Origin of the sequence: Flavonifractor sp. An112 (assembly GCF_904377885.1) — a bacterium.
Classification (GTDB): domain Bacteria; phylum Bacillota; class Clostridia; order Oscillospirales; family Oscillospiraceae; genus Flavonifractor; species Flavonifractor avicola.
Genome location: NZ_CAJFGT010000101.1, coordinates 1 through 6,815, shown reverse-complemented (window position 1 = coordinate 6,815; position 6,815 = coordinate 1). Strand labels below are relative to the sequence as shown.

Below are 6,815 nucleotides of genomic sequence, written 5' to 3'. Positions count from 1 at the left end.
CATCCAGATAGCCCAGACAGTCAATGGCGGTGAGAGCCACCTGAGTGGTACCCTGCACCATGCAACCGTACCGGGTAGCCACGGCATCAAACCAGCCCACCCGGCGGGGACGACCGGTGGTAGCGCCGTACTCGCCGGCGTCGCCGCCCCGGCGGCGCAGCTCCTCGGCCTCATCCCCGAAGAGTTCGCTGACGAAAGCGCCGGCGCCCACAGCGGAAGAATAGGCCTTGGTTACAGTCACGATGTCGGAAAATGCCGTGGGAGGTACTCCGCCGCCCACAGTACCGAAGCCGGCCAGCGTGTGGGAGGAGGTGGTCATGGGGCAGATGCCCAGGTTGGGATCCTTCATGGAGCCCAGCTGACCCTCCAGCAGCACCTGCTTGCCCTCCTTCAGGGCCTGGTGCACAAAGCTGACCGCGTCGCCCACGTAAGGCTCCAGGATCTTCTTATAGCCCATCAGTTCCTCAAACAGATCCTTGGGGTCCAGAAGAGGCTTATGATACAGATGCTCCAGAAGAACGTTTTTCAGGGCACAGATATGTTCCAGCTGAGCCTTGAGACGGTCCTCATACCACAGATCGGCCACCTGAATACCGATCTTGGCATACTTGTCGGAATAGAAAGGAGCGATACCGGACTTGGTGGAGCCGAAGGCGGCGCCGGCCAGGCGTTCCTCCTCGCAGCTGTCCAGCAGCACGTGGTAGCTCATCAGCAACTGAGTCCGCTGATCCACGATAATGTGGGGGGCAGGTACGCCGCCGTCCTCCAGATGCTTGAGCTCAGCAGCAAATTTCGTTACATCCAGGGCCACACCATTGCCGATGATGTTGGTGGTGTGGGAGTAGAATACGCCGGATGGCAGCTGATGCAGAGCGAATTTACCATAATCGCAGATAATGGTATGGCCTGCGTTGGCGCCTCCCTGGAAGCGGATGACTACATCGGACTTCTCCGCCAGCAGATCGGTGATCTTGCCCTTGCCTTCGTCACCCCAGTTGGCGCCTACAATTGCTTTCACCATATTGGATTCCTCCTGCCGCGGGGATTCGCGCATTGGCCTTTTCCCGTCGGCAATCCATGGGGATATCATTCCCCATGCGGTATTATAGTACGCTTTCTCCCTTGAATCAAGGCAAAAAAAGAGAAAAAATGTCATAAAATGATTGCCATCACCTTCCAGAACACCGCGTTTTGTTGGAAAAGTAAAAAAAGAGGTTTACTTCCACACTTCACTTTGATAAAATAAGAAAAACGGGCGGCTAGGAAGCTGCCCGCCGGTTTCCGAAAGAGAATCATCAGGAGGTCAAATACTCTATGACGAAAAACGAAAAGCGGGAACACAGTGATCTGCTGTATGAAGCGATCCTCACCCTGAAGGACCTGGACGAGTGCCGGAAGTTCTTTTCCGATCTCTGTACGGTGGCGGAACTGCGGGCCATGGAACAGCGTTTTGAAGTGGCAATGCTGTTGTCCGAGGGCATGATCTACAACGACATTCTGGAGCGCACCGGCGCTTCCAGCGCCACCATCAGCCGGGTGAACCGGTCTTTGCAGTACGGTGCCGACGGCTATCAGGCAGTGCTGCCCCGGATCAAGGAGAAGCAGAGCGGCAATGGCGTATGAATATCTGGCCGGCTGTTATGACCGTTTTACAGCCGACGTTCCTTACGCCGCCTGGGCCGACTATCTGGAGAAGCACTTTGCCCGCAGTAAGCTGCCCATCCATACCGTGCTGGACCTGGCCTGCGGTACTGGTACCCTGACCTGTGAGCTGGCCCAGCGGGGGTACGAGATGATCGGCGCCGACCTGTCGGAGGAGATGCTGGCCCAGGCAGCCGAGAAGGCCCGGGACGTGGAGGGGATTCCTCCTATCTTTCTGCACCAGGCCATGGAGAAGCTGGACCTGTATGGTACCATCGACGCCTGTGTCTGTTGTCTGGATAGTGTAAACTATGTTACCCAGCCCAAAAAACTGGCACGGGCCTTTCAGCGGGTCCATACCTTTTTGATGCCGGGAGGACTGTTCCTCTTTGACATCAATACCCCGGACAAGCTCAAGGGGCTGGACGGTCAGCTTTTCATGGATGAGGACGAGGACGCCTGCTGTATCTGGCGGGCGGAATACTCGCCCCGCCGGCGTATCTGTACCTACGGCTTTGATATCTTCTGCCGGGAGGAGAATGGACTGTGGAGCCGGATGGAGGAGGTCCATGAGGAATACGCCTATGAGCCGGAAGAGCTGGAGCAGATGCTGCGCCAGGCCGGTTTCCGGCAGATCAAGCAATATGGCGAACTGAAGATGCGCCGCCCCGAACCGGGGGAACAGCGCATCTTTTTCGCCGCACGAAAGGAATTTTAAACGTATGTCAGATTCGATCATTCGCGTTCTGGCCAAGGACGCTCCCGTCAAGGCCTCGGCCATTTCCGCCCGGGCCATGGTGGAGCGGGCCAGACAGATCCATAAGACCCTGCCGGTGGCTACTGCGGCTCTGGGCCGCTCCCTGATGGCCGCCTCCATGATGGGCAACCAGCTGAAGGAGGAAAACGGCTCTGTCACTCTGCGGATCAAGGGCGACGGACCTCTGGGGGGCATTACTGTGGTATCCGACAGCGCCGGAAATGCCAGGGGCTATGTGGTCAACCCCCTGGTTGATCTGCCTTTGAAGGGCCCTGCCAAGCTGGATGTGGGTTCTGCTGTGGGCAAGGACGGCTCTCTTACCGTCATCAAGGACATGAACATGAAGGAGCCCTATGTGGGTACCATCCCTCTGGTATCCGGTGAGATTGCCGAGGATATCACTTCTTATTTTGCGGAAAGTGAGCAGATCCCTTCCGCCTGCGCCCTGGGTGTGCTGGTGGACGTGGATCAGAGTGTGCTGTGCGCCGGTGGTTATCTGATTCAGCTGCTGCCTGGTGCAGACGACAGCGTTATTACTGCTATTGAAGAGGGCATTGCCAAGGTGGGCCCCGTTACCGAGGCTATGCGCAACGGTGAGAGTGCCCGCAGCCTGGTGGAGCGTGTTCTGTCTGCCTTTGACCTGGAGGTCCTCAGTGAGGAGCCGGTGGAGTACCGCTGCTATTGCAGCCGTGAGCGGGTGACCCGCGCCCTCATCAGTATGGGCCGGGAAGAACTGGAGTCTCTCATCAAAGATCAGGGCAAAGCGGAGCTTACCTGCCAGTTTTGTGACAAGGTTTATGACTTTACAGGCGAGGAATTGCAAGGCCTTCTGAATTCGATTTGATTTTTTGAAAAAAATCGAAGAAAGTTGTTGACAACTGGGGGTCGTTCTTGTATAATAACTTTCGTCGCTTGGCCCGACAGCCAAACGAAAGCGAAAGAAGAACGAGGGAGCATAGCTCAGCTGGGAGAGCGCATGCCTTACAAGCATGATGTCACAGGTTCGAGCCCTGTTGTTCCCACCACTCCCTTTCTGGGAGCTCCCGTACCCCCTACCGTCTGGCGCGGTAGTTCAGTTGGTTAGAACGCCGGCCTGTCACGCCGGAGGTCGAGGGTTCAAGTCCCTTCCGCGTCGCCATTCGCCTCTGTAGCTCAGTTGGTAGAGCAGGGGACTGAAAATCCCCGTGTCGCTGGTTCGATTCCGGCCGGAGGCACCACCGTTCCTGGTGGATACCGCAAGGTATCCACCAGGGGCACCTTTAAAATCCAGGCATATGTGTTCCGTTCTTTTCATAGGATGGAAACAGATGCAGGTGTAGCTCATCTGGTAGAGCGCCACCTTGCCAAGGTGGAGGTAGCGAGTTCGAGCCTCGTCACCTGCTCCAAAAATGATAAAAGGAAGGTCCGCCCTTCCTTTTATCCATATGGCGACATAGCCAAGTGGTAAGGCAGAGCTCTGCAAAAGCTCCACCCCCAGTTCGAATCTGGGTGTCGCCTCCAAAAACCGACTATCGAAAGATAGTCGGTTTTCTTTTTGATTTCTTGAGCAATCAAAATGTTTGGCGTAAATGCGCCGCTCACTGCTTGGGCTGCTAGTCTTAGTTTGCATCTATATTGTTTGGACAAGAAGAGAACCGGTTATCGGAAGGTAACCGGTTTTCTTCTTTGTATATACTGGAAAATATCATATGATATGGTATAATGAGAAAAATGTAGAACAACAGTATGGTGGAGAGGGGAAGAGCGGATATGAAGAAAAAGAGAAGATCGAAGAGACGCAGGCGGAGCGCCTCCGGTGTGGTGCTGCTGATTGTTTTGTTTCTGGTGATAGGCATAGGTGTGGTGCTGGTGCGGATGCTGCTCTCGCCCAAGGAAGGGTCTACAGCGGCCTCTCCGATTGAAACAGAATTACCCTTACCTCAGGTCACGACAAGTCTTCAGACGCCGTCTGTGGTCGTTACAGAGCGCCCTGAGAAGGAAGATCCGGAGAGTATCCTCTACCAATATCTCTATGAGCAGGTAGACGGGCAGCAGCAGGTGGTGAACTTTACAGCGGAAGATATGAGCATGGAGCAAATCGGGCAAGTGCTGGAACAGCTCCAGCGTCAGCCGGAATTCTTCTGGTTGAAAGGCTACGAATTGGCTGGCAGCGATACGGAGTATCAGGTGGAATTTGACTGGAAATATACGGATCTGACCGCCCGACGGGAACAGGTGGAGCAAGCGGAGGCCCAGGCGCTGGCTGCCATTCCGGAAGGGGCGGGAGACTATGAGACTGCCCTGAGCCTGCATGACTGGCTGTGTGATCACATTGTATATCAGAGCAGCAGCGACGGCAGCGATCAGGACCTGTACGGTGCGTTGGTAAATGGACGGTGTGTGTGTTCCGGATACAGTCAGGCCTACGTGTACCTCCTGCGCCGGGCCGGCATCCAGGCTGAGACCGTGCGAGGTACTGCTGACAATGGAACAGGTGCCCAGTCCCATGCCTGGACAAAGGTGGTTCTGGATGGGGAGGTATATTATACCGACGTGACATGGGACGACCAGGAGACCCATCCGGATGGACATACTTACAGCTGGTTTGCAGTTACCAGTGAGCGTATGGCCTCTACCCATTTTGCGGAGCCGGAGCGAGGCGCGGAGATGACGCCCAGTTCCGCGGTGGCGTGCAATTACCACTACCGCAACGGCTGGGTGCTGGAGCAGTTCAACACAGAAGAACTGGTCCGGATCTTCTCCTCTCAGACTGGCGGAAGCCTTACTGTACTGGCCGCAGATGAGGCGGTATATGGTCAGCTGATGGAGTTGGTACAGGACGGGGAGGCTATGACCGCTGTGCTGGAGCAGGCAGGCTATCCGGTCAGTCAGTATACCTATTTCCACTCAGAAGGTTCGCTGTGTCTGGACCTGTTCCCGGAGGCATGAGCGAGTCTAAAAAGCTGTATGGCGGACAGGCCGCCTCACAGGAAGGAAATTGATATGTGGGCATATTGTTGTTTTTACCTTTCGGTGCTGTTTCTGGCGGGCAGCCTGATTGCCGCTGTCAGGATATATAGAGCGCCCTATCAGCGGGGGCGGTTTCTGTCGCCGGTCAAGTGCGTCCTGGCCGGGGTATTCCTTGCTGCGGTCCTGCTGTTTCTCCCCCTTCATCTGGAGCAGTTTCCAAAGGATTTTGTGAGAGGGATAAACAGCCTGCTGCTGTCCATTCACAGTACCATGAGGCTGTTTGTGCTGGATGGGGAGTTTGACGGTGTACTGGCATTTACCTCCGCTTTACCAGACGGTGTGGTGCGTACCGGGTACTCGGTTGTTGCCGCAGTGCTGTATGTACTGGCTCCCGCTCTTACCTTCGGCTTTGTCCTGTCCTTTTTTAAGAATATTTCCGCTTATCGCTCCTTGCTGTTTCACTATGGGACCGACGTTTATGTTTTTTCCGAACTGAACGAGCAGGCTCTGGTTCTGGCGCGAAGCATCCAGAAGAAGGACAGACGCTGTCTGCTTGTTTTTATGGATGTATTTGAGAACCATGAGGAGTCTATCTTTGAGCTGTGTGAGAAGGCAAGAGAGCTGAAAGCGGTCTGCTTCAAAAAGGACATCGTTGATATCAGCTGGAACGTCCACAGCAAGAGAAGCTGTGTGTCTTTAATTGCGATAGGGGAGAATGAGTCCGAAAATATTGAGCAGTCCATCAAGTTGGTGGAGGCGTATAAAAACCTCCCCAATTTCCGCCTGTATGTTTTCTCCACCAGGGTGGAAAGCGAGGTTTTGTTCCAGACTGCTGTGGATGGCGGAATGCGGGTCCGGAGAGTGAATGTGATCCGGTCTCTGATCAGTCAGACCCTGTACCGGGAAGGCGGTTCTCTGTTTGAGGGGGCCATAGACTGCGGGACCTATAAGCTGATATCGGTGGTACTGATTGGTTTGGGCCGGTATGGCACGGAGATGCTGAAAGCCTTATCCTGGTTTTGTCAAATGGACGGGTATCAGGTAAAAATTCACGTCTTTGACCAAAGAAATGACGCAGAGGAGCGGTTTACCGCGCTGTGTCCGGAATTGATGGCGCCGGAGCGCAACGGAACCGCTACGCCGGGCGAAGCGCAGTATCATATTGTGATCCATGGAGGAATGGATGTGCAAACCGCCCGGTATGCGGACTGCTTTCATACCATCGGACCAATCAGCCACGTCTTTGTAGCGCTGGGGGATGATGGCCGGAACGTTGAGGCGGCGATCAATGCCAGAATCATGTGTGAACGTCAAGGACAGCATCCTACAATTCAGACCATTGTATATGATCCTTTGAAGAAAAAGGCATTGGAGGGGATCACCGATTACCGGGGCAATCGGTATCGCATTTCCTTCATTGGGGATTTGAATGAATCCTATTCTCAAGAAGTCATTCTGGACTCGGAGT

The 6,815-nt window shown here is 54.7% G+C and carries 7 protein-coding genes and 5 tRNA genes; 11 read left to right on the top strand and 1 reads right to left on the bottom strand.

What is annotated here, in order from left to right; all coding sequences use genetic code 11:
• Positions 1–1,021 (bottom strand): adenylosuccinate synthetase (locus IHN22_RS12015; RefSeq protein ID WP_191435601.1); only part of this gene is annotated, 1,021 nt, incomplete at its 3' end.
• Positions 1,022–1,314: 293 nt separating this feature from the next.
• On the opposite strand from IHN22_RS12015, the gene IHN22_RS12010 reads away from it, so the two are divergent.
• From IHN22_RS12010 to IHN22_RS11960, 11 genes are all read left to right on the top strand, one after another.
• Positions 1,315–1,623 (top strand): YerC/YecD family TrpR-related protein, encoded by a 309-nt coding sequence (locus IHN22_RS12010; RefSeq protein WP_087189093.1) that lies wholly within the window; start codon positions 1,315–1,317, stop codon positions 1,621–1,623.
• A complete protein-coding gene (locus tag IHN22_RS12005; protein ID WP_191435599.1) occupies positions 1,613–2,359 on the top strand; it encodes a class I SAM-dependent DNA methyltransferase in 747 nt (248 codons plus the stop codon). The genes IHN22_RS12010 and IHN22_RS12005 overlap by 11 nt, the downstream gene beginning before the upstream one ends.
• A gap of 4 nt (positions 2,360–2,363) precedes the next feature.
• Positions 2,364–3,242, top strand: a complete 879-nt coding sequence (gene hslO, locus IHN22_RS12000) for an Hsp33 family molecular chaperone HslO (protein WP_087265601.1) — start codon at positions 2,364–2,366, stop codon at positions 3,240–3,242.
• Positions 3,243–3,347: 105 nt separating this feature from the next.
• Positions 3,348–3,423, top strand: a tRNA-Val gene (locus IHN22_RS11995).
• 36 nt (positions 3,424–3,459) lie between these two features.
• Positions 3,460–3,536: transfer RNA gene (locus IHN22_RS11990), tRNA-Asp, on the top strand.
• Positions 3,537–3,539: 3 nt separating this feature from the next.
• A tRNA-Phe gene (locus tag IHN22_RS11985) sits at positions 3,540–3,615 on the top strand.
• 92 nt (positions 3,616–3,707) lie between these two features.
• Positions 3,708–3,783, top strand: a tRNA-Gly gene (locus tag IHN22_RS11980).
• 41 nt (positions 3,784–3,824) lie between these two features.
• A tRNA-Cys gene (locus IHN22_RS11975) sits at positions 3,825–3,898 on the top strand.
• 188 nt (positions 3,899–4,086) lie between these two features.
• Positions 4,087–4,299, top strand: coding sequence for a hypothetical protein (locus IHN22_RS11970; protein WP_191435597.1), 213 nt, complete (start codon positions 4,087–4,089; stop codon positions 4,297–4,299).
• Between the two features lie 49 nt (positions 4,300–4,348).
• Entirely contained in the window at positions 4,349–5,326 is a 978-nt protein-coding gene (locus IHN22_RS11965; protein ID WP_191435595.1) for a transglutaminase domain-containing protein, read from the top strand.
• A gap of 54 nt (positions 5,327–5,380) precedes the next feature.
• On the top strand, positions 5,381–6,815 hold a 1,435-nt coding region (locus tag IHN22_RS11960), incomplete at its 3' end, for a hypothetical protein (protein WP_191435593.1).

Bases quoted from the DNA above. Each gene is read 5' to 3' on its own strand.
- IHN22_RS12010 (WP_087189093.1), top strand. From the start codon at position 1,315: ATGACGAAAAACGAAAAGCGGGAACACAGTGATCTGCTGTATGAAGCG.
- IHN22_RS12005 (WP_191435599.1), top strand. From the start codon at position 1,613: ATGGCGTATGAATATCTGGCCGGCTGTTATGACCGTTTTACAGCCGAC.
- hslO (WP_087265601.1), top strand. From the start codon at position 2,364: ATGTCAGATTCGATCATTCGCGTTCTGGCCAAGGACGCTCCCGTCAAG.
- IHN22_RS11970 (WP_191435597.1), top strand. From the start codon at position 4,087: ATGATATGGTATAATGAGAAAAATGTAGAACAACAGTATGGTGGAGAG.